The sequence below is a fragment of the Nocardioides taihuensis genome (assembly GCF_042657275.1).
GTDB classification, from domain to species: Bacteria; Actinomycetota; Actinomycetes; order Propionibacteriales; family Nocardioidaceae; genus Nocardioides; species Nocardioides taihuensis.
This window is the reverse complement of record NZ_JBHSKD010000003.1, coordinates 81300-100960: the sequence shown is the minus strand read 5'-3', so window position 1 is coordinate 100960 and position 19661 is coordinate 81300. Positions and strand designations below refer to the sequence as shown.

Annotated in this window: 19 protein-coding genes and 1 riboswitch; of the genes, 11 read left to right on the top strand and 8 right to left on the bottom strand. The window is 64.2% G+C overall.

From position 1 onward, the window contains the following. Positions 1–18: 18 nt before the first annotated feature. The 3 genes from ACFPGP_RS02965 to ACFPGP_RS02955 are packed head-to-tail and all read right to left on the bottom strand — an operon-like array spanning position 19 to position 3105. Complete coding sequence (locus ACFPGP_RS02965; protein ID WP_378586650.1) at positions 19–1170, bottom strand: M20 family metallopeptidase; 1152 nt, start codon at positions 1168–1170, stop codon at positions 19–21. Continuing rightward, positions 1167–2633 (bottom strand): purine-cytosine permease family protein, encoded by a 1467-nt coding sequence (locus ACFPGP_RS02960; RefSeq protein ID WP_378586648.1) that lies wholly within the window; start codon positions 2631–2633, stop codon positions 1167–1169. The genes ACFPGP_RS02965 and ACFPGP_RS02960 overlap by 4 nt, the downstream gene beginning before the upstream one ends. A gap of 10 nt (positions 2634–2643) precedes the next feature. Beyond that, the gene (locus ACFPGP_RS02955) at positions 2644–3105 is read right to left on the bottom strand and encodes a RidA family protein (RefSeq protein WP_378586645.1); all 462 of its coding nucleotides are present in this window, start codon (positions 3103–3105) and stop codon (positions 2644–2646) included. A 324-nt stretch (positions 3106–3429) separates the two neighbouring features. Beyond that, positions 3430–3527, top strand: a riboswitch (glycine riboswitch). 147 nt (positions 3528–3674) lie between these two features. Here ACFPGP_RS02955 and gcvP point away from each other — a divergent pair. The 6 genes from gcvP to ACFPGP_RS02925 are packed head-to-tail and all read left to right on the top strand — an operon-like array spanning position 3675 to position 11639. Beyond that, positions 3675–6536 (top strand): aminomethyl-transferring glycine dehydrogenase, encoded by a 2862-nt coding sequence (gcvP, locus tag ACFPGP_RS02950; RefSeq protein WP_378586642.1) that lies wholly within the window; start codon positions 3675–3677, stop codon positions 6534–6536. Continuing rightward, a complete protein-coding gene (gcvT, locus tag ACFPGP_RS02945; protein WP_378586640.1) occupies positions 6533–7663 on the top strand; it encodes a glycine cleavage system aminomethyltransferase GcvT in 1131 nt (376 codons plus the stop codon). Before gcvP ends, gcvT begins: the two co-directional genes overlap by 4 nt. Before the next feature lie 2 nt (positions 7664–7665). Further along, positions 7666–8046, top strand: coding sequence for a glycine cleavage system protein GcvH (gene gcvH / locus ACFPGP_RS02940; RefSeq protein ID WP_378586638.1), 381 nt, complete (start codon positions 7666–7668; stop codon positions 8044–8046). Positions 8047–8063: 17 nt separating this feature from the next. After that, positions 8064–9314, top strand: a complete 1251-nt coding sequence (gene glyA, locus ACFPGP_RS02935) for a serine hydroxymethyltransferase (RefSeq protein ID WP_465263242.1) — start codon at positions 8064–8066, stop codon at positions 9312–9314. A gap of 1 nt (position 9315) precedes the next feature. Continuing rightward, positions 9316–10269 (top strand): lipoyl synthase, encoded by a 954-nt coding sequence (gene lipA, locus ACFPGP_RS02930; protein WP_378586633.1) that lies wholly within the window; start codon positions 9316–9318, stop codon positions 10267–10269. Next, positions 10260–11639, top strand: coding sequence for an L-serine ammonia-lyase (locus ACFPGP_RS02925; protein ID WP_378586630.1), 1380 nt, complete (start codon positions 10260–10262; stop codon positions 11637–11639). Before lipA ends, ACFPGP_RS02925 begins: the two co-directional genes overlap by 10 nt. Positions 11640–11926: 287 nt before the next feature. On the opposite strand, the gene ald is transcribed toward ACFPGP_RS02925, so the two are convergent. Continuing rightward, positions 11927–13051, bottom strand: a complete 1125-nt coding sequence (ald, locus tag ACFPGP_RS02920; RefSeq protein WP_378586705.1) for an alanine dehydrogenase — start codon at positions 13049–13051, stop codon at positions 11927–11929. A gap of 113 nt (positions 13052–13164) precedes the next feature. Here ald and ACFPGP_RS02915 point away from each other — a divergent pair, with 113 nt between their 5' ends. Continuing rightward, on the top strand, positions 13165–13674 hold the full coding sequence (locus tag ACFPGP_RS02915) for an Lrp/AsnC family transcriptional regulator (protein WP_378586628.1): 510 nt from the start codon (positions 13165–13167) through the stop codon (positions 13672–13674). Between the two features lie 1029 nt (positions 13675–14703). Here ACFPGP_RS02915 and ACFPGP_RS02905 read toward each other — a convergent pair. Both ACFPGP_RS02905 and ACFPGP_RS02900 read right to left on the bottom strand, forming a co-directional pair. After that, the gene (locus ACFPGP_RS02905) at positions 14704–15162 is read right to left on the bottom strand and encodes a RidA family protein (RefSeq protein ID WP_378586625.1); all 459 of its coding nucleotides are present in this window, start codon (positions 15160–15162) and stop codon (positions 14704–14706) included. After that, entirely contained in the window at positions 15159–16109 is a 951-nt protein-coding gene (locus tag ACFPGP_RS02900) for a polysaccharide deacetylase family protein (RefSeq protein ID WP_378586623.1), read from the bottom strand. Before ACFPGP_RS02900 ends, ACFPGP_RS02905 begins: the two co-directional genes overlap by 4 nt. A gap of 594 nt (positions 16110–16703) precedes the next feature. Here ACFPGP_RS02900 and ACFPGP_RS02895 point away from each other — a divergent pair. Further along, positions 16704–17246, top strand: coding sequence for an HD domain-containing protein (locus ACFPGP_RS02895; RefSeq protein ID WP_378586621.1), 543 nt, complete (start codon positions 16704–16706; stop codon positions 17244–17246). Here ACFPGP_RS02895 and ACFPGP_RS02890 read toward each other — a convergent pair. Together ACFPGP_RS02890 and ACFPGP_RS02885 are read right to left on the bottom strand one after the other, a co-directional pair. Then, entirely contained in the window at positions 17234–17707 is a 474-nt protein-coding gene (locus ACFPGP_RS02890; protein ID WP_378586619.1) for an NUDIX hydrolase, read from the bottom strand. The two genes, ACFPGP_RS02895 and ACFPGP_RS02890, sit on opposite strands and share 13 nt — an antisense overlap. 12 nt (positions 17708–17719) lie before the next feature. Further along, the gene (locus tag ACFPGP_RS02885) at positions 17720–18475 is read right to left on the bottom strand and encodes a helix-turn-helix domain-containing protein (protein ID WP_378586617.1); all 756 of its coding nucleotides are present in this window, start codon (positions 18473–18475) and stop codon (positions 17720–17722) included. Between the two features lie 135 nt (positions 18476–18610). Here ACFPGP_RS02885 and ACFPGP_RS02880 point away from each other — a divergent pair, with 135 nt between their 5' ends. The 3 genes from ACFPGP_RS02880 to ACFPGP_RS02870 are packed head-to-tail and all read left to right on the top strand — an operon-like array spanning position 18611 to position 19625. Then, positions 18611–19051 (top strand): plasmid replication, integration and excision activator, encoded by a 441-nt coding sequence (locus tag ACFPGP_RS02880; protein WP_378586614.1) that lies wholly within the window; start codon positions 18611–18613, stop codon positions 19049–19051. After that, positions 19051–19362, top strand: coding sequence for a hypothetical protein (locus ACFPGP_RS02875; protein WP_378586613.1), 312 nt, complete (start codon positions 19051–19053; stop codon positions 19360–19362). The genes ACFPGP_RS02880 and ACFPGP_RS02875 overlap by 1 nt, the downstream gene beginning before the upstream one ends. Then, a complete protein-coding gene (locus ACFPGP_RS02870; protein ID WP_378586610.1) occupies positions 19359–19625 on the top strand; it encodes a hypothetical protein in 267 nt (88 codons plus the stop codon). Before ACFPGP_RS02875 ends, ACFPGP_RS02870 begins: the two co-directional genes overlap by 4 nt. Positions 19626–19661: the final 36 nt, after the last annotated feature.

Here is a 19661-nt window from a genome sequence, read left to right as displayed (position 1 = left end):
TGGTGCGGTCCTGGTGACCTAGATCAGGACTCGACGGATGACGGTCTCGTAGATGGCGGCCGCAGACGCGAGCTCGGCGACACTGATCGACTCGTTGTCGGTGTGCGCCAGGCGCTCCGACCCTGGCCCGATCACGACAGCCGGAACACCTAGCTCTTCTGCGAAGATCGCGGCGTCAGTGGTGTAAGGGAGGCCCCGCAGGGACACCTCGCCTGCCACGCCTAGAGCCGCCTCCTTGCAGTGGTTGACGAGCGGATCCCGAAGGTCTGTCGCCAGGGGTGGTGCGTTGCGTATGGTTTCGATCTCCACCGCCTCGGACTTCCCCTGAAGCTGGCGGATCAGGAGGTCGTGCGCCTGCCCCGGGAGGGTGCGGATGTCGAGGACCAGTTCGGCGTAGTCAGGGATCACGTTTGGAGCGAGCCCGCCAGCGATCTGATTGAGAGAGGCAGTGCTCTTCCCGAGCACCGGATGCGCTTCGGTGATGACCATGGCCTCGATCTCGGACCAGTCGCCCAACCAATCGAGGATCAGGCGCACCGCGTTCACGCCTTCGTTGGGCTGCGACCCGTGCGCCGACCGCCCCCGGGCCTTGACCTTCAACCACAGCGCACCACGATGGGTGTAGCCGACGTCGAGGTTGGTTGGTTCCGCCACGATGACGCCACTGAGCGGCCCAAGGCCGCCTTGCGAGCACATCCGGTGCGCCCCAAGACTGTTCGTCTCCTCACCAGCTGTCAGCGCAATGACGATGTCCCCCTGAAGGGCCTCGTCTGCTCGAGCGAAGCGCGCGGCTGCGACACACAGGGCGGCAAGCCCGCCCTTCATATCGAGCGAGCCCCGTCCGTACAGGACGCCGCTCTCGACCGCCCCAGACCATGGGGCGCGCGACCAGCTCCCGACGTTCGCCACCGGCACGGTGTCGAGGTGACCCGACAGGAGAAGCCCGGGCCTTCGGCCGACGCCCTCGAGGCGCGCGCTCACGTTGGCCCGTGCGCCATCGAAGACGTCGACGCTGACCTTCAGGCCCTGCGCCCGCAGGTAGTCCGCGGCCACCTCAGCTGCTTCAACCTCGCCACCGGGAGGATTGATGCTGTTGGCGCGGACCAGGCGAGAGGCCAGGTCACCAACCTCCTGCTCGTACGACGCCGCGAGCTGGTCTGCGTCAATCACTCGAGCACACCGTTCACTTCCAGGGCGCTCGGGAGGGAGGCGTTGAGGTGGGTCGGCACCACGCCACGTTCCGGGAAGATCAACATGAGAGCGGGGTAGAGCACTGCGGCAACGCCAGCCGACGCGAGGAGGCTCACGTCGACACCATTGGCGACATTCGCCCACGGCCCCGTGTAGAGGGTGGTGTTCAGGCAGAGAAGACCGACCACGATCGCGGGCACGAATGCGCCGACGGCGCGGAAGTTCCAGCCACCGGTGAACCAGTAGATGCCGCCACGCTGGCCGGCATTGAACACCTGGAGGTCCACGACGTCGTACTGGCCCTTGCGGAAGGCGAAGCCGATCAGGTTGATGATCACCCAGGGCGTGAGGATCACCACCAGGAGGATCACGAAGGCCGAGATGGAGTCGACGACGTCCCAGACGAACCGCCCCACGAAGACCAGCAACAGCGAGATGGCGCTGACGGCAAGCGTCGCCGAGACTCGCGGCAACTTCGGGATGAGGGAAGAGAAGTCCAAGCCCGTTCCGTACAGGCAGACCGATCCCTGCCCGAAGCTTCCCAGCAGACCGAAGAGAATGACTGCGGTGACGAACCAGGTCGGCGAGATGCTGATGAAGCCCCCCACGAAGGATGTCTCCGCTGCGCCGAAAATGGAGGCCATGTAGGCCCCGAACAGGCAAGCGATCGCGCATCCGATGAACATCCCGACGCCATTGGCTAGGAGGAGCCTGCTGTTGGGCACGCGCCGGGAGATGTACCGCGAGTAGTCGTTGGCGAACGGCGCGTAGGAGATCGGCAACGAGGCAACCGTGGCTACGGAGAGGAGCCAGGTGGGCCAGAAGTCGCCGAGCAGGTAGGCGCCGCCCGCATAACTGGGGTCGAACTTGGATGCAAGCGCGAATACACCGACGACCATCACCAGGCCCAGGATGGGAACGACGAACTTCTGTGCCGCAACGACCGTGTCGAATCCGTAGATGGCGATTGCGATCGTGATGAGCGCAGCGACGGCGTACGCCAAGGCCGCCATTGCGTCGGAATCAGGCGTGCCGAAAAGGCGGTTGGCGCCAGCCACGAGCGAGTCTCCACCGGTCCAGATGCTGATGGCGAAGAAGCCCACCGCGGTAACCATGGCCAGGATCGATCCGATGATCCTTCCGACGACTCCGAAGTGAGCGCCGCTGCTGACCGCACTGTTGGTGCCCGTGCGCGGTCCGAAGAGGGCGAAGGGTGTGTACACCATCGTGCCGATGACCAGACCGACCACGATGGCGGTGAAACTGGACCACCACCCCAGCCCGAAGGCCACAGGCAGCCACCCAAAGACGATCACGGTGAAGGAGAACTGGGCTCCCACGAATACCCAGAACAGACTTGACGGCGAGCCGTGACGTTCGTCGTCGGGGATGAAATCAATACCGCGGGTCTCGACGACCCCGGCACCAGCTTGGTCCTTCATGTGGCGCTCCTCATTCCTCGATGCTTGATGCCAGCTCGGGTACGTAGGCAATGGCCTCGATCTCGATGAGAAGATCAGGAAACGCGAAGCCGCTGACACGGATTGCGGTGCCGACGGGGCCTGGGTCGGAGAGGAATTCGAGCCGAGTCTTCGTCATCTTTTCCCAGTACTCACGGACCTCGTCACCGTCGCCCTCGAAGGCGTAGAAGGTGTTGAACTTGACGATGTGGTGCAGATCCGCCCCGGCCTCGTTCAGGACCTTGCGGATGTTCTCAAAGACGTTTCGGGTCTGGACCTCGATGTCGCCAACGCCGATGGTCTTGCCGTGCTCGTCCGCAGAGATCTGTCCGCCGACAAAGATGAACGGCCCGCACTTCCAGCCCTGAGACAGCGGCACAGGGACGCTCCAGTCCCAGTGGTCCTCAGGCATGAGTCGCTCGGGCGCGCCCCAGGTGGTGGAGCCATTCGACATGTCAACCTCCGACGGAACCTCACCGAGTGTGATGAAGATCGCTGCACAAGAACAAAGGGACCGTACAAGGGTCACTGGACAAGCACAAGGTTGCTGCACGAGATTCTTGGGACTTTCCCTCGTCAATCGGGGGAGCACGCCCAGCGACGCGGTCCGAGGTCGGCGTGTGGTCTGGGCCGGCGCGCACTCGCTCGGGAGCGCAGCGACACATCTGACTCAGCAGTTCTTCGGCACGCACACCTCGGCATGCTGCTTCCGGGTCAGGCCCTTGACCGACCACGAGGCCCACCCCTACGGTGTGCGCGCCACAACTGCATAGCCGCATGATCTGAAGCGGGAGAGTCACAGCCCTCACCAAGGGTTGTGCGCCGAAGGAGCAACTTCTCCCCAGAATCTCTCAGGCCCCGTACCGCTTCGGCTAGGCAACTCTGGAAAGTCAGGACCCTGGTCCTGCGCCCACGGTGCAAGTCGCTCACACAGCGATGAAGCTCTCAGGTTTTCGATGACAGAGCGGGGAGGTCACCTACAGGGTCCGGCGAGCTGCCGGACGCACGAAGGAGCCTCCCGCAATGACTCACGACGCTTCGTCGTACCCTCACAACTTTCATCGTCGCCACATCGGGCTCGGACCCGATGACATCGCGAAGATGCTGGCTGAAGTCGGCTACTCCTCGCTGGACGAGTTGATGGATGCCGCCGTTCCGTCTCGCATCCGCACCACCGGGCTGGACCTTCCAGCACCGGCGTCCGAAGCGGATGCGGCCGCGGAGCTCGCTGCTCTGGCGGGCCGAAACCGCGTCGCTGTGCCGATGATCGGGCTGGGTTACTACCCGACCCATACGCCTGCTGTCATTCGGCGGAACATCCTTGAGGACCCCGGTTGGTACACCGCGTACACGCCGTACCAGCCCGAGATCAGTCAGGGGCGGCTGGAAGCCCTGATCAACTTCCAGACGATGGTCGGGGACCTCACCGGGCTACCCACAGCAAACGCTTCGCTGCTGGATGAAGGCACTGCCGTCGCTGAGGCGGTCATGGTCATGAAGCGGGCTTCACGGTCGAAGGCTTCGCGGGTGTTGATTGACGCCGATACCCACCCTCAGACACTCGATGTCCTGATCACCCGAGCTGCGGAGATCGGCGTCGAGGTGGAGGTGGTCGATCTGGACGAACCGCTCCCGACAGGCGAGTTCTTCGGCCTGATAGCGAGCTACCCCGGGTCTTCCGGCGAGATCAGGGACCTAGAACCTGTCATCCAGGAGGTACACAATCGTGGTGCTCAGGCGGCGGTGGCGACCGACCTATTGGCGTTGACGCTTCTCAAGCCGCCCGGCGAGTTCGGGGCAGACCTGACGGTTGGATCGACGCAGCGGTTTGGCGTCCCGCTCTTCTACGGGGGACCCCATGCCGCCTTCCTGAGCGTGCGCAGCGGTCTCGAGCGTCACCTTCCCGGTCGACTCGTTGGCGTCTCCGTCGACGATGAGGGGCGCCCTGCATACCGACTCGCACTTCAGACTCGGGAGCAGCACATCCGACGGGACAAGGCGACGTCGAACATCTGCACGGCACAGGTGCTTCTCGCCGTAGTGGCCTCGATGTACGCCGTCTACCACGGTTCCGACGGTCTCCGAGAGATCGCACGTCGTGTGCACGCTCATGCCCGGTCGATTCACGGCACACTGCGGGCTCAAGGCTTCACTGTCTCCACAACGGCCTTCTTCGACACCATCGTGGTGGAGGTGCCAGAAGGCGCAGACGAAGTTCTCCGCAAGGCAGCCGAGAGTGGTCTGAGACTGAGAAGAGTCGACTCCGATCACGTGGGCATCAGTTGCTCCGAGACGACCACGGACGAGCACGTCTCGCTCGCGGTGGCTGCATTCGAGGTACCTGAAACCGATCGAGTCAGGGACAGACGATCTGTCATTCCGCCCAAGCTGGCGAGAACGACCGACTTCCTCACACACCCCGTGTTCCAAGAACACCGGTCGGAGACAGCGATGCTGCGCTACATGCGCCAGCTCCGCGATCGAGACTTCGCACTCGACCGCGGAATGATCCCGCTCGGATCGTGCACGATGAAGCTGAACGCCACGGCGGAGATGGAGCCCGTGTCCCTGCCGGGCTTCGCAGACCTTCACCCGTTTGCGCCCATCGAGGACGCGCGGGGCTATCTCGACCTAATCCATCAACTCGAGACCTGGCTCGCGAACGTGACCGGCTACGCCAAGGTCTCGCTTCAGCCCAACGCGGGTTCGCAGGGTGAGCTGGCGGGGCTGCTGGCGATACGCGGCTACCTGCGATCGCGAGGCGAAGTTGCCCGGGACGTCTGCCTGATTCCGGCGAGTGCACATGGCACGAATGCCGCATCCGCCGTGATGGCGGGGATGCGTGTGGTCGTGGTCGCCTCCGATGAGGACGGAACCGTCGACATGGACGACCTCGAGGAGAAGTGCGAGCAGCACTCAAACCAGCTCGCCGCCATCATGGTCACCTATCCGTCCACCCACGGGGTGTACGAGTCCCAGATCTCGACGCTCTGCGAGACAGTTCACCACCACGGGGGTCAGGTCTACATCGACGGGGCCAACCTCAACGCCTTGCTGGGAGTCGCCAAGCCTGGTGAGTTTGGCGGGGACGTGTCGCATCTCAATCTTCACAAGACCTTCTGCATCCCGCATGGCGGTGGGGGTCCGGGCGTGGGGCCAGTCGCCGTCGCCGCTCACCTTGCTCCCTTCGTCCCGTCCCATCCACTCCACCCGGATCCGTCCCGACGCTCCGGCCCTGGCCCCGTCAGCGCAGCTCCCTTCGGATCCGCCGGCATCCTCCCTATTCCTTGGGCGTACATCCGGATGATGGGCGCCGAAGGCCTGACGCTCGCCACAAAGGCGGCCGTGCTTGCGGCGAACTACGTTGCACGGCGCCTCAGCACGCACTTCCCGGTGCTCTACGCGGGTCAGGACGGACTGGTGGCGCACGAATGCATCCTGGATGTCAGGCCTTTGACAGCCGCCACTGGCGTCAGTGTCGACGACATCGCCAAGCGGCTCATCGACTACGGCTTCCACGCACCCACGATGGGCTTCCCTGTGCCCGGCACACTGATGGTCGAGCCCACTGAGTCCGAAGATCTTGCGGAGCTCGACCGCTTCGTCGACGCGATGGTCAGGATCCGCGATGAGATCGACCGTGTTGCGGACGGGACCTGGTCGCTGGATGCGAGTCCGCTGCGCCGGGCGCCGCACACCGCGACATCGGTTGTCGGCGAGTGGAACCGCGCCTATTCGCGCGAGACGGCGGCGTTCCCCGCCGGCGTCGCAAGGGACAAGTACTGGCCCCCGGTCGGCCGCATCGAGCAGGCATTCGGGGACCGGAACCTGGTGTGTTCCTGCCCTCCGCCCGAAGCATTCGAGAGTCAAGGAGTCGACGCATGACCAGGCGCACCGACCTCTATGAGGTGCACAGAGCCCTCGGGGCTTCTTTCACTGAGTTCGCTGGGTGGGAGATGCCCGTCCGCTACGAGTCTGAGACTGCGGAGCACAACGCGGTGCGCACCACCGCTGGGCTCTTTGACCTCAGCCACATGGGCGAGATCGAGATCACCGGCCCGGGCGCCGCGGCTGCCCTGGACTTCGCCTTGGTTGGCAGACCGTCGCGGATCGGGCAAGGCAAGGCCCGCTACACGATGATCTGTGACGAAGACGGCGGTATTCTCGACGACCTGGTCGTCTACCGGTTGACTGACGAGGAGTTTCTCGTCGTCGCGAACGCCGGCAATGTCGACACAGTTGCGGATGAACTCGAACGACGGAGTCACGGGTTCGACGTGGCGGTCGAGAACGCCTCTGACCACTGGTGCCTCATCGCGGTCCAGGGCCCCAACGCGTACGCCATCATGGCCGAATGTTCTTCGGTCGACACCGGGGACCTGAAGTACTACTCGATCGTTGAGGCAACCGTTTCGGGGCATGACGTGCTTGTTGCGCGCACTGGGTACACGGGTGAGGACGGCTTCGAGGTCTATTGCACACCTAACGACGCGGTCGCGGTATGGAACTCTATGGCCGCCTGCGGCCACAGGTACCACCTTAGGCCGGCAGGTCTGGCATGCCGCGACACGCTGCGACTCGAGGCCGGAATGCCGCTCTACGGTCACGAGCTCGACAAGACCACCAGTCCGTTCGACGCCGGACTAGGTCGCATTGTCGCGTTCGACAAGGACGGTGGTTTCGTGGGCGAGATGGCCCTGGCAGTCAAGGCGGACAACCCGTCAACCCATGTGTTGGTCGGCCTGTCTACCAGCGGTCGTCGCGCCCCCAGGCACGGATATGCGGTCTCGGACCGCTCCAGCGGACGTTCCGTCGGCTGGGTTACGAGCGGAGCACCTTCTCCCACCCTGGGGCACCCGATTGCGATGGCGTATGTCGAGAGGGAGTACGCCGGGATTGGCGAAAAGGTGGTCGTCGACATCCGCGGTTCGAGTGAGGACGCACTCATCGTGCCCATGCCGTTCTACAAGCGCGGCGCAAAGCGCGGCGCGTCAAACAGGACTAAGGAGTAGCAATGAACATCCCAGCGGACCTCAAGTACAGCGACCAGCACGAGTGGGTGTCGATCGAGGGAAACGTCGCGACGGTTGGTATCACTGAGCACGCCGCCGAGGCTCTCGGCGACATTGTCTTCGTCGAACTGCCAGAGCCGGGAGCAGCCGTGAGCGCGGGTAGTCCCTGTGGTGAGATCGAGTCAACGAAGTCGGTCAGTGATCTGTTCTCACCGGTCGACGGATCAGTCAGCGAGATCAACCAGACAGTGATCGACGACTCGGCTGTCGTCAACGTGGATCCCTATGGCAACGGCTGGTTGTTCCGTGTGACGGTCGACGATCTGCCGCAACTTCTCTCAGCGACGGAATACGCCGCGCTCGTTGACGGGGAAGCGACATGACTAGCCTGAACTCGCCCTTGGCGGACGCCGACCCAGAGGTTTTCAACGCCATAGAAGCCGAGCTCACCCGACAGCGGACCACGCTGGAGATGATCGCGAGCGAGAACTTCGCGCCCATCGCTGTCATGCAGGCGCAGGGTTCTGTCCTGACCAACAAGTACGCCGAGGGATACCCGGGCCGGCGCTACTACGGCGGTTGCGAACACGTGGACGTGATCGAGGACCTCGCCGTTGAGCGAGCCAAGGATCTCTTCCGCTCCACCTTTGCAAACCTCCAGCCGCACTCCGGGGCACAGGCCAACGCTGCCGTGATGTTCACGCTTCTCGAGCCTGGCGACACCATCCTCGGGCTCGACCTTTCCCATGGTGGGCATCTCACCCACGGCATGCGACTCAACTACAGCGGCAGGCTCTACAACGCAGTTGCCTACCATGTGAGAGAGTCCGACTTCCAAGTCGACATGGACGAGGTCGAACGTCTCGCTCAGGAACATCGACCGAAGCTCATCGTGGCAGGTTGGTCCGCCTACCCACTGCACCTCGACTTCAAAGAGTTCCGACGCATCGCCGACTCGGTCGGTGCGGACTTGTTGGTCGATATGGCCCACATCGCTGGGCTCGTGGCCGCCGACCTCCACCCGAGTCCGGTGCCGTTTGCCGATGTGGTCACCAGTACAACTCACAAGACACTCGGCGGACCTCGTGGCGGACTCATCCTGACGGATCGTGCCGATCTGGCGAAGCGGCTGAACTCGGCCGTCTTCCCGGGTCTTCAAGGCGGGCCCCTCGAACACGTGATCGCAGCCAAGGCCGTCGCCCTCCGCCTTGCCGGAACGGAGGAGTTCCGCGATCGCCAGCGTCGCACTCTAGGTGGTGCGCAAGCCGTCGCCGAGCGATTGTCTTCGGACAGGGTGCAGTCTGCTGGCATCAGCGTCCTCACTGGTGGAACTCAGGTGCATCTGGTCCTGGTTGACCTGCGGCACTCCGAACTGGACGGACAACAGGCGGAGGACCGTCTGCATTCGATCGGAATCACAGTCAATCGGAACGCCGTGCCGTTCGACCCCCGGCCGCCGATGGTCTCGTCGGGGCTTCGCATTGGCACTCCAGCCCTTGCAGCCCGCGGCTTCGGGGCTGGCGAGTTCGCCGATGTCGGCGACATCATCGCCATGGCACTGAGTGAACCCCTTTCCGAGGACCGGGCCGCAGCCCTACGTGGACGTGTGGCGGCGCTCGCCGCGCGGTTTCCGCTTTACCCGGAGCTCTGAGGTGGTCAGTTCAAACGCAGCGCTCGCAAGGCCCGACGACGGGCGCAAGCTGCTGCGCCTCGAGGTGCGCAACGCCGAGACGCCGATCGAGCGCAAGCCGGAGTGGATCAAGACGCGGGCGAAGATGGGCCCCGAGTACCGCCACCTGCAGAACCTCGTGAAGTCCGAGGGCCTGCACACGGTGTGCCAGGAGGCCGCCTGCCCCAACATCTTCGAGTGCTGGGAAGACCGCGAGGCGACCTTCCTCATCGGCGGCGACCAGTGCACGCGCCGCTGCGACTTCTGCCAGATCGACACCGGCAAGCCGCAGCCGCTCGACCGCGACGAGCCGCGCCGGGTCGCGGAGTCGGTGCGCACCATGGGCCTGCGCTACGCGACCATCACCGGCGTCGCCCGCGACGACCTGCCCGACGGCGGTGCCTGGCTGTACGCCGAGACCGTGCGCGCGATCCACGGGCTCAATGCCGACACCGGCGTGGAGAACCTCATCCCCGACTTCAACGGGAAGCCCGACCTGCTGGCCGAGGTCTTCGAGTCGCGACCCGAGGTGCTCGCCCACAACGTCGAGACCGTGCCGCGGATCTTCAAGCGGATCCGGCCGGCCTTCCGCTACGACCGCTCGCTGGGCGTGATCACCGCCGCCCGCGACTTCGGCCTGGTCACCAAGTCCAACCTGATCCTCGGCATGGGCGAGACCCGCGAGGAGGTCTCGCAGGCTCTGCGCGACCTGCACGACGCGGGCTGCGAGCTGGTCACGATCACCCAGTACCTGCGCCCCTCGGTGCGTCACCACCCCGTCGAGCGCTGGGTCAAGCCCGAGGAGTTCGTCGAGCTGGCCGCCGAGGCCGAGGAGATCGGCTTCTCCGGAGTGCTGTCGGGCCCGCTCGTCCGTTCGTCGTACCGGGCCGGGCGGTTGTACCGCCAGGCACTCGGAGGGCGTGTCCAGTGTCACTGAGTGCCTTTGATCTCTACTCCGTCGGCATCGGCCCGTCGTCGTCACACACCGTTGGTCCCATGCGGGCGGCCAAGATGTTCGCCGACCTCCTCCGGCTTGAAGATCTGCTCGATGAGGTATTGCGCGTCAAGGTGGAGCTCTTTGGATCGCTCGGGGCGACGGGTCATGGTCATGGCTCCGAAGGCGCGGTGCTCCTGGGGCTTCATGGGGAAGAGCCGGAGTCCGTGGACCCCGACTGGGCCGGCCGATTCCTCGAGCAGGTCCGCGTCCAGCGAAGTCTGCGACTCGTCGGAAGTCGCCTCATCTCGTTCGACTGCCTGACTGACCTCATCCTCCATCCGCGACGTTCGCTTCCCGCCCACCCCAACGGCATGACCTTCTCGGCTTTCGACAGCAGAAGCGAACTCCTTCGGGAAGTGACGTACTTCTCCGTGGGCGGAGGCTTTATCGTGGACGCCTCGGGCAGGGACCCTGGACGAGACGCGCGAGCAGAGCGTGCGCCAGTTCGGTTCCCGTTCGATAGCGCAGCTGGTCTCCTCAAGATCTGCCGCTCCGAGAAGATCGGGATCAGTGATGTCGTCCTGGCCAACGAGTTGTCCTGGCGCACTCAGGATGCTGTCCGTACTGGTCTCCTGGACCTTTGGACGGTGATGGCCTCATGCGTTGAGGCCGGGTACCACCGCGAGGGACTTCTTCCCGGAGGGCTGCAGGTGCGAAGGCGGGCCCCCGGCCTCTACCGGCGATTGACAGCGACCTCTGCAGATGGAAGCGACCCCTTGCGCGCCATGGAGTGGGTGAATCTATTCGCGCTGTCCGTTAACGAGGAGAACGCGGCAGGGGGCCGCGTCGTGACCGCCCCGACCAACGGAGCTGCCGGAATTCTGCCTGCGGTTCTCCACTACTACGTTCGCTTCGTCCCTGGCGCCGACGAGGATGGCATTGTCAGGTTCCTTCTGACCGCAGCGGCCATCGGCATGCTCTTCAAGCAGAACGCCTCGATCTCGGGAGCGGAGGTTGGGTGCCAAGGCGAGGTCGGCTCCGCTTGCGCCATGGCGGCTGGAGCACTGTGCGAGGTTTTGGGCGGGAGCCCCGAACAGGTCGAGAACGCTGCCGAGATGGGGATCGAACACAATCTGGGACTCACCTGCGACCCGGTGGCCGGCCTTGTGCAAGTCCCGTGCATCGAGCGGAACGCCATGGCCTCGATGAAGGCCATCAACGCAGCAAGGCTGGCCATCCATGGTGACGGGCACCACACGGTGACCCTGGACCAGGCGATCGAGACTATGCGCGCAACTGGCCGCGACATGCACCACAAGTACAAGGAGACGTCCCTGGGCGGCCTCGCAGTTCATGTAGTTGAGTGCTGAGGACTGTGGGATGCGCCCTACTCCCATGCCAAGGAACCAAGGCTCGCGTGATGACAGCCGGCGGGGCCAAATTTCGTCGGATGGACGATGTGCGCGTTCGCGCAGTTCGTCGATCATCACTCCGATCAACGGAGACACGGCGGGCGGCGTGTGCGTCCGGCTCACGAGTGCTTTGTGCGAAGGGGCTCGGGCCAGCCCCTCCGGCCCGGTCGCCCACTTCGCCGCTGAGGTACACGGTTCGCCACCAGCACAATGGATACTCTGCCCACGTTTCCTGAGTCCGACGGTTAGTCAAGAACGTCAGCGACCGCAGCAACTGCTATCCGGTGCGCTGCGCCGACCGGGGCGTTGGTGAGAACCCCCGCGTGGGTGTTCAAGCCCAGCGCGAGGCAACGGTCGCTCCGAGAGGCGTCCTGCCAGCCCTTGTCGGCCATTGCCAGGACGTAGGGCAACGTGGCGTTGGTCAGCGCGTAGGTCGAGGTGTTGGGGACGGCCCCCGGCATGTTGGCCACGCAGTAGAACACCGAGTTGTGCACTGTGTATGTCGGGTCGGCGTGCGTGGTGGCGTGGGTGTCCTCGAAGCAGCCGCCCTGGTCGACCGCGATATCGACGAGCACCGAACCCGGCTTCATCCGCGAGACCAGGTCGTTGTTGACGAGCTTGGGTGCCGCAGCGCCCGGGATCAACACGGCGCCGATCACCATGTCGGCCTCCATCACCTGCTGCTCGATGGCCAACTTGGACGAGGCGAGCCCGTGCACCCGGTTGTTGTAGCGCCAGAACGACATCCGCAGCTTCTCGAGGTCTGTGTCGAGCAGGGTCACGTCCGCACCCATGCCGAGCGCGATGTTCGCGGCGTTCTGGCCCGAGACACCGGCGCCGATAATGACGACCTTGGCGTTGGCCACGCCGCCGACGCCGCCCAGCAGCACACCGCGGCCGCCCTGGGCCTTCATCAACACGTGCGCGCCGACCTGCGGCGCAAGGCAGCCCGCGACCTCCGACATCGGGTAGAGCAGCGGCAGGCCGCCCGAGGGTAGTTGCACCGTCTCGTATGCAATGCCGGTCACCTTGCGGTCCAGCAGCTCCTCGGTGAGCGGTTTGTCGGCGGCGAGGTGCAAGTAGGTGAAGAGCGTCATGCCCTCGCGCATGCAGGCGTACTCCTCGGCGACCGGCTCCTTGACCTTCAGCACCATGTCGACGCCGCCGTCGGTCCCCCAGGCCTGCTCGGGTGTGTCGACGATCGTTGCTCCCGCTCCGGCGTACTCCAGGTCGTCGATCGAAGAGCCGGCACCGGCACCCTTCTCCACGACCACCTGGTGACCGTGAGCGGTCAGCTCATGGACACCGATGGGCGTGATCGCTACGCGGTACTCGTGGTTCTTTACTTCGCTGGGTACTCCGATCCGCATGCTCACCTCCTTGTTCGACTTGATGTGCAGAGTCTCATCGGGAATGCGGCCAGTGACAACTTGCTCGGAACACAATTCTCTCAAAGGCGATTAATCTCGACTATCCTGCAGAGGTGGATGTTGGCGGCCGGGTAGGCTCGAACGTTGATGCACTGGCCGCGGGCGACGGCCCAGTGCTTGACGCGGTCGACCGGCAACTCTTGGCTGACCTAGCGCTGAACGCCCGGGCCTCAAACAAGGAGCTCGCCGCGCACGTCGGCGTCGCGCCCTCAACTTGCTCACTCCGCATGCGTCGACTTCGCGACCTGGGTGTGATCCGGGGCTTCCACGCGGATATCGATCCAAGGGCGCTCGGGCGCCCGATTCAGGCGCTCGTCGCAGTGCGAGTGCAGCCCGCCGCCCGCGCCCACATCGGTGCGCTCACCAGCAAGCTTTCGTCCCTTCCCGGGGTGACCAACGTGTTCTTCCTGGCCGGCCCGGTCGACTTTCATATACAAGTCGCCGTGGCATCATCCGACGACCTGCGCGACTTTGTCACCGAACATCTCAGCGCCTCGCGCGAGTTCGCATCCACCGAAACCAGCCTGATCTTCGAACATCGTCGAATCGACCGCCTCACATAAGCGCCGACCCATCGGAATGACAATCCCAGCGGCCTGACGTCGAGCGTGCTTTGATTCGGTGCGGCAGTACGGCGTCGGATCCACCACAGACGCTCAGAAGCATGCGGGAAGTGGCTGGCTTGCCGGTGCTGCTGCTGAGCTGGACCGACGCAAGACCCGGAAGAGCGGGCGGACTTCGGCGGGCCGCTCGAAAGAGCCCTGAAGCGCCCCGGGTCTGACGCATTCCTCTGAGTTGCTGGGATTCAGCATCATGCCGAAGAAGTCCATTCCCGAGTGAAGTCCCGGGGTGTCCGACTGGTGCCGAGCACCGGGCGATGTACCCGACCAATACTGCGGCGGAGCTGGCGGTCGCCAAGCCGTTCGGGGTGAGCAAGGAGTCGTCGCGGCGCTGAGTGGCACAAGCCGAACCGCCGGACGCCACGCGCCCTGGGTCACCACGGGGGAGACCGAGGAGACTGGCCAACTGCGGCGGAGAACGCCGGCCGCGTAAGGACGTGGGGATCTTGAAGGCAGCCACAGCTCTTCTCTTAGGAGCGGCCGAGAACCTGAGGGCGCTTCACGGGATGAGCCCGGCGGTCATCGGGTCGCACTTGGCCAGATATGCGATCAGTGCCTGTGCAGGATCCGCGACACCAGGTGTGGCGGGATCTCGGGCTCGGGACCGAGCAAGTCCCAAGACCCAGTCGTTCGCTGCCGCGCAGGTAGTGCGCGTGATGGTCGAGTGGGTCGTGAGGACCTGGTCGCTAGGCCCGGCTCTCCCTCGGCTGCGTACCGGTCGACCCACGTCTTCAAACACAGGCGCGAGACACCCACCGCCGAAGCGATGTGGGCCCCGCTTCCAACTGGCTCTTTGGTGACACTGGATGATCAACAGGACGTGAACGGTCAGCCGAGCACTACCATGCAATGCATTCACCTCCGGGTGGGGTGTGGGCCTTCGACAAACCACACCCACCCGGAGGGCTCTCCTCACGTCAACGACCAGACGGTTTAGAGCCGAACCGCCACCCACGTCATGACTGGATACAACTAGCGCATCAACGACGGGTCGTAGGCAATGACTTCAACTTCGATCAATAGGTCCGGGTAGGCCAGGCCGGTGACACGGACCGCGGTGCCGCACGGACCGGGGTCGGGCAAGTACTGCATCCGCACACGCGTCATCTTCTCCCAGAACTCCGTAGCTTCGTCTTCTGGTCCGTCGAACACGTAGTATGTGTTGATCTTCACTACGTGATCCCAATCGGTACCGGCCTCGTCGAGCACACGGGTGACGTTGTCGAAAACGATGCGGGTCTGCTCCTCGATGTCGCCTACCGCCACCGCAACGCCGGGCTTGCCATCTTCAGTCGCGATCTGTCCGCCCACGAAGACGATTGGGCCGCAGGTCCATCCCTGGGAGAATGTCACCGGCATGGACCATTCGTATAGCCCTTCGGGCATCAACCGAATCGCCGCGGGCCAATGCGAATGCTTTTCGATCGTCATTGAGACTGCCTTCCTTCAGTTAGAGCATCCGAGCGGAGTTCTGGTATTACGCCGGTGTACTGAGGTAGCTGTTCGGAGTTAGGGGTCCAGGACCCGTCGTCGATCAACTTGCGGGTGTACGCGGAGATCTCATCCAGGGTGGCGAACCACACTTGTCCCTTCTGCATCATGTACTCGATCAGTTTCTCGACCCGCGCGAGCCGCGCAAGTCGCCCAGACACAAAGGGATGCCACACCGTGACCCACAGGCCCCCATAGTTCCAAGCCGCATCGAACTGCGCCTGGAAGACCTCCATCGCCCTATCGGGCGATTGCGGCTGCATGGTGAAATCGAGGTCCGGATTTATTACGTACTGTGGCCAATCATCCATGGACCAGTCGACGGGGAGCTCAATGAGTTCGCCCGACTTCGACCGAATGAGGTAAGGGACGTCGTCGCCCATGAGCGACGAGTCGTAGGTGAAACCCTCCTGGGCGAGAAGGTCAGCCGTGTGCTTTGAAAAGCCGTAGAACGGCGACCGATATCCTCTTGGCCTTACTCCCGTAGTCTTGACTAGAGCATCGGTCGCTCGCCTGAACCAATACTCTTCTTCGTCTGGCGTCATTGCATTCGGACGTTCGTGCAGGTAGCCGTGGTGCGCGATCTCGTGGCCGCCGCCCACGATGCACTCGACGAGTTCTGGATACTTCTCTGCAGTCCAACCAGGAACGAAGAACGTCTGCTTGAGATTATACCTCTCGTACAACTTGACAATCCTGGGAACTGCAACGCGGTCGTATCGCAGCCAGGACAAAGTCGACACGTTGTTTGCAGCGGTGTCGCGGTTCATGTGCTGGAATTCGCTGTCGGAATCAACATCGAATGTGAATGCGACGGCGCACCTTGCTCCGTTTGGCCAAGGGACTGGATTTTCGATCACGTTGCTATTCGTCCTCTCCTGCTGCACCGCGCGGCCATAGGTCGCATAGCGGCACCGACGTCAATCTTGTGCGGTGATGTTATCGATGTCCAGCAAGGTTTGTCTACCGCTGGCTTGGACAAGTCCGGACTAGGGCTTGGGGCCCCTGGAGTGGATGCCGCACAGACGGCTCGTCGGGCCGAGGCGTTCGGTGCCTCGCCAGACGGAGTTCGAGGCATGGATCGGACTGTCGTCTATGCAATGCCGATTTGCCTCCTGCGGAAACGCTGCGCTCCCCGGTGCCGGATTCTTGTGTTGCAGTCGCAGCCGCGCTCGCCGTAGGCGCGCGGTCCCGCTCGTGGCCGGTCGAGTACACATCCCAACCGATGTGTTCGAAGTGGAGCGTCATGGCTGAAGGTGACTGTCAGCGTCGACAGTCCACGTCGGTTCAGCGGAAGGCGAGACTTGAATGAGCGTGGTTGCCTTGGTTCGGCAAGGACGAGGTGTACGCCCTCCCCCTCGGGGCTGTCCCACACCGCTGACGCAGCGGACGGTGCTGCCGAACGCGCCGACCGCTCATCGCTGCCATGAGTGGATGCCCTGCGAGATGCTCGCGGCTTGACCGCGGCCTAGGCTGGTTCCGTGTCCTGGACGTCGATGCGAGCTCGCGACACGGCAGCGAAACTCTTGGGCGGGGAGAGCCAGCGCTGGGCTCACGTCCAGCGCACCGCGCAGCTCACACGTTCCCGGAGCGGCGGAAGCCAGGGCGGGAATGCCCTCGAGATCGCGGCTTGGCTTCACGACATCGGCTATTCGTCAGCTCTCCTGGACACGGGCATGCATGCGATTGACGGTGCCCGTTACTTGAAGCGCCTCTACGCGCCCCCAGTTGTCGTCAGCCTGGTTGCTTTCCACACCGGCGCAGAGTACGAAGCAGAGGAGCGCGGGGTGCTGGCCGAGTTGTCGGAGTTCGATCGCCCTCCTCAACCCATCCTCGACCAGTTGATCCTCGCCGATCTGCTGAGCGGGCCTGACGGTAAGGCCATGGCAATCCACACCCGTATCGACGACATGCTGATGCGGTACTCGCCGAAGCATCCAGTCCATCGAGCAGTCACCCGGTCGCGCGGGTACCTCGAAGCGAGCGCCATGAGAGCAGACGCCCGTAGTCGTCAGCCGATGTAGGGCCGTCTTCCGGTGTCCAGGCCGTGCTCAAGTCGAATTCGCATGGAGGGGTGCATCTCCAGACTCCGCGCCTCGTCCGGGGAAAGCCACGCCACCTCCTTGCTCTCACTGCTGGTTCGAGCACTCCCTCCCAACAGCTTGGCTCTGAACGCGAGCGAGAACTGTTGGCGCACTTCGCCGTCTTCGTACGCCATGACATGGGAAGGGTTGGTGTAGGTCCCCGAGATCCCGAGGACTTCCACGTCGTAGCCGGTCTCTTCCTTGACCTCCCGAATGACAGTGTCGGCGATTGATTCACCGATTTCGTGTCCACCACCAGGTAGTGCCCAGAGGTCGTTGTCGGTCTTGTGGATCAGGAGAACGCGATCATCGTCGTCCTGGACGATGGCTACGACGGACGGCACCACGCTGTTGGCCGGAGGGGCGTCTGGATCGTCGATGTAGTCGATGCGGCGGCCCATGGACCCAGCGTGTCACGGCGCCGACGCCGCCTCCAAGGGTGTTGCGGCATCCCAGACCCGGTCGAACGACCCGACGTAGTGGTCGAAGAGGCGACCGCCGTCGATCCGCCTCAGATGAAGCACGGGGTTCTGTGGTGCCGGCGAGCCAATGACATGCGCGTTCACGAGCATCTCGTCGTCGAATCGGTAGATCGAGTTGTAGAGCACTGAGCGGTGCTGACGGATCTCGATCCCGTCAGTGCCGTACACGGGCTTCATGTACGTGAGGCTGAGTCTGATGCGGGCAGACAGATTCTCACCGATGCCTTCTTCGTTGCCACGCCACTCGACGGTCTCGGAGTCGGGATCGCCGTACAGGAGGCGCACCTTGAGACCTTCGCGAGCGCGGTTGACGAGCTTGCCTGGGAGGTCGGGGTGGCTGTCGACTAGGAAGAGGCCCGCGTACACGAGGACCTCGACCTGAGAGCTCGCTTCGTCGACGAGGCGTCGCCACAAATCAGGTGGAACTGCGCCGCGGTGAGGGTAGAAGCCGACCAGTTCGGCGCCACTGGTCGCCCTGGCACGTTCATCATCGATGAGCTGCGGCCACAGCGAGACCTCGTCGCACCCCAGTGATTCGGCGGTCCTCTTGCGGTGACGTGGGTGCGGTAGCCGGTCGTTCTCGAGCCACCTCTCGACCGTCTTCGGGTCGACCTCGACCTTGGCTGCCAGGTCGCCGACCGTCAGTTCGCGTTGGCGCATCTGCGTGCGGAGTCGTTCGTTGCCCATCTTGTATCCCCGAGACCTAGGTGGACGTCCGTGCTTCCACGCTAGACGTCCGGCTGCGTCCGCGCTACGGGGTCCCAGCGTCCTGTGGACAACGGCTGAAGTGGTGGCAATCGCTGTCAACCAAAGGAGATCGTCATGGCGATGCCCCGCAAGCTTCCGGTCGAGTTCGGTGTGGTCTTCCCGTACGGCGCGTACGCCGTGGGTGAGGTCCAGCCGGTCCGCGACTACGACAAGTCCACCCGCGAGCAACTGGTGCAGGCTGTCGACCCGGACACCGGCCTGCTCCTCTGGTCGGTCGAGGTCGTGGATGCCGACCCCGAGGCGAAGAAGTCGACCCGGACCATGGCGGTGAAGGTCAGCGCGAAAGTACAGCCTGTCCTGCCCGACTCCATCTCCGGTCTCCCGTTCACCCCGGTCGAGTTCGAGAGGCTGACCGCCACCGCGTACATCGAGCAGAACGGGGACTTCTCCAAGGTCGCGTGGTCCTTGCGCGCCGGCGATGTGCGCGCTCCCGCGCGGAACCAGACGGCGCCCCAGAAGGTTGGCGAGAAGCCGGCCCAGAAGGTGAGCGCCTGATGCTGCCGGAGACTGTGGGCACTTCGTGGGGGACCTGGGTCCTCGGCGACCTCGCCGACGCGATGGAGCGTGCCGCCGCAGCCGTGGGCCAGAGCGTGAAGGTCGACGAGGTGCAGATCAGGCCGCCGCAGGTCGCCGGGGAATCCCCCGAGGTGAGCATCGTCGTGGGCGATCGGGCTGTCCTCCTCACGATGCGCGATGAGGTCGCCGCCTGCTACCCGCACGAGGTCCTCGCGGCACAGGACGACGCCTGGGCGGCACAGCTCCTGGGCATGCGACTCGTGCTCGAGCTCCTGGATGGATCGGCATGATCGGCAGCGGCTCGGTCGCCGAGTGGCTCCGCTTCCTCGAGGCCAGGTCCCCCGAGGACAGCGTGAGTGAGCTGCGCAGGCTCGTCAGCCGGCTCGACACGGCCTGCGACGAGACCACGGCTGTGCTGGCAGCCCTGAGCGGCGGTCCCTCGGGGGACGTCGAGGACGACCTCCGGGTTGCCCGCTCTGCCATGCACGACTCCATCGGCGTGCTGAACCGCGTGATCATGCGCATCAGGCTCGACGACCCCGACGCCGCCTGACGAGCCGATGACGACACCATCAGCGCAGGCCGCCTT

Bases quoted from the DNA above. Each gene is read 5' to 3' on its own strand.
- ACFPGP_RS02890 (WP_378586619.1), bottom strand. From the start codon at position 17,707: ATGGGCCGCCGCATCGACTACATCGACGATCCAGACGCCCCTCCGGCC.
- ACFPGP_RS02905 (WP_378586625.1), bottom strand. From the start codon at position 15,162: ATGACGATCGAAAAGCATTCGCATTGGCCCGCGGCGATTCGGTTGATG.
- ACFPGP_RS02885 (WP_378586617.1), bottom strand. From the start codon at position 18,475: ATGGGCAACGAACGACTCCGCACGCAGATGCGCCAACGCGAACTGACG.
- gcvH (WP_378586638.1), top strand. From the start codon at position 7,666: ATGAACATCCCAGCGGACCTCAAGTACAGCGACCAGCACGAGTGGGTG.
- gcvT (WP_378586640.1), top strand. From the start codon at position 6,533: ATGACCAGGCGCACCGACCTCTATGAGGTGCACAGAGCCCTCGGGGCT.
- ald (WP_378586705.1), bottom strand. From the start codon at position 13,051: ATGCGGATCGGAGTACCCAGCGAAGTAAAGAACCACGAGTACCGCGTA.
- ACFPGP_RS02870 (WP_378586610.1), top strand. From the start codon at position 19,359: ATGATCGGCAGCGGCTCGGTCGCCGAGTGGCTCCGCTTCCTCGAGGCC.
- ACFPGP_RS02960 (WP_378586648.1), bottom strand. From the start codon at position 2,633: ATGAAGGACCAAGCTGGTGCCGGGGTCGTCGAGACCCGCGGTATTGAT.
- ACFPGP_RS02955 (WP_378586645.1), bottom strand. From the start codon at position 3,105: ATGTCGAATGGCTCCACCACCTGGGGCGCGCCCGAGCGACTCATGCCT.
- gcvP (WP_378586642.1), top strand. From the start codon at position 3,675: ATGACTCACGACGCTTCGTCGTACCCTCACAACTTTCATCGTCGCCAC.
- ACFPGP_RS02875 (WP_378586613.1), top strand. From the start codon at position 19,051: ATGCTGCCGGAGACTGTGGGCACTTCGTGGGGGACCTGGGTCCTCGGC.
- ACFPGP_RS02880 (WP_378586614.1), top strand. From the start codon at position 18,611: ATGGCGATGCCCCGCAAGCTTCCGGTCGAGTTCGGTGTGGTCTTCCCG.